This window comes from Vibrio sp. CCUG 15886 (assembly GCF_028570825.1).
GTDB lineage: Bacteria > Pseudomonadota > Gammaproteobacteria > Enterobacterales > Vibrionaceae > Vibrio > Vibrio vulnificus_B.
Genome location: NZ_JAQQBT010000041.1, coordinates 1 through 1,644 on the forward strand (window position 1 = coordinate 1; position 1,644 = coordinate 1,644).

Consider the following 1,644-nt stretch of genomic DNA (forward strand, 5'->3'; position numbering starts at 1 on the left):
TCACACGTGACACAGAAGCTCTGCAATGAAATTGCACACAAATTAAATACGCGCCCACGCAAAAGGCTTGGGTATAGAACACCAACGGAGTATATTCATGCGCATCTTTAAGAAGTGTCGCACTTCAAACTTGATACTAAGTGATTTATTTCGGACTTACCTTTCCACCTTGCTGCAATCGGTAAAAATTGTTTCTACTTGCATGCTTAACATCTTGTAGCTTTCTTGTCGCAGAATTCAAACTTGGGTTTACTGCGTCAAAGATCTTTACGGTTAACTTGCCAGAGCGAATCGCGTCTATCACTAACTGCTCGAATTGCGCATGTCTCAGGTTTTTATGATGCATTTTTCTATGCTGTTCAAACCCTTGGCTTGTTAGCTTTTTATTACATATTGGACATGTTGTCCTAAAACTCACGTCCAGATTTTCGACTACGTTTTTTGTTTTTCTCATGGATTCTCATCAAATCATATAACGCCGCATTAAGGTGTGAGCGACGCTTGGCTATACTTGAGCGAAGCGAAACCGCCAAGCGTAGCGAATCACTCTTAAATGCTTTGTTAGAATCTTATTCTAAAACGATTTATTAATGTTACAAGCAAACCACTGTAAAAAATAGTTCCCAAGCCGATTGAACAAGATAATACAATGCTTATTAGATGATGTTCATTGTAACCATATGTATTACTTAACCCTATAAAAGAGTCTATTGACAACCTAGCCAGTTCTACAGGAGAGAGAAATGTATTATTTATTATTGATGCAGCCATCAAGGAAAAGAAAACACTTGAAAGAAATATAATAGCAGTCGTTAAGTAACGTGACAAATCATTAAAATACCCAAATAGCCATAGTAAGCAGTGATGCAAAGGAGATTTGATTTGAGCCTTGTTTCTGTAATAGAGAATCTCACTATATTCAGAAGTACAGAGAGATGTTGAACTATTTTCAAGCAAGAAATCTAATGTTTGAACTGTAGCATCCTGCGCATCTTCTTTATTTTTATAACGCTTTTTGAAGTCTGAAAACACCTTCTTAGGTAAAACCCCACCCGAGCTAAAAGTTCCTTTAGATATGTCAACTTTAAGAGCCCTCGTAAAGTAGCAAGTAAATCTTGTTACATGAGACCGTTCGATTTTGAATTTAGAGAAGTTATTTGACTCCAAGAGGAAGTTACTTATTTTTGACTTATAAATATCGACAGGAGCACTAAGCCCTATGATTTCTAGTTTATCTAAACTACACGTATCAATACTTACATCATTAATGGATTTTCCAGCATTATGAGCTAATATCTTTAAACCTTCTTCAATATTGGAATTGTAAATATGTATATTATCTATTTGCACTCCATCATCTAATCTAATGACCAAACCTTTCTTAAAGTCGCAATTATTTATGAGCACTTTATCATCATGTGCACAGTATAACTCTACTGGAAAGTCAATTTCTTTATTATCCCAAATAAGGGTGTTGAGGATATATCTATAATCCTTGAAAAACTGCATTTCTGGTATTTCTTCTTTTTCTTTCTTATTCATATTTTCAAAACTTACCTTAAGATTCTAACGCTGCGTTAAGGGGTGAATGCCGCCTAAACCAACCTTCCGCAGACCACCTTCACCACCAAAACTCACCGCATG

At 35.9% G+C, this 1,644-nt stretch carries 1 protein-coding gene and 1 pseudogene; one reads left to right on the top strand and one right to left on the bottom strand.

What is annotated here, in order from left to right; translation table 11 throughout:
• A pseudogene (locus PQQ36_RS22390) lies at positions 1 to 111 on the top strand (IS30 family transposase); the annotation flags it as partial.
• A 450-nt stretch (positions 112 to 561) separates the two neighbouring features.
• Here PQQ36_RS22390 and PQQ36_RS22395 read toward each other — a convergent pair.
• On the bottom strand, positions 562 to 1,542 hold the full coding sequence (locus PQQ36_RS22395) for a hypothetical protein (protein ID WP_206626239.1): 981 nt from the start codon (positions 1,540 to 1,542) through the stop codon (positions 562 to 564).
• Between the last annotated feature and the right edge of the window lie 102 nt (positions 1,543 to 1,644).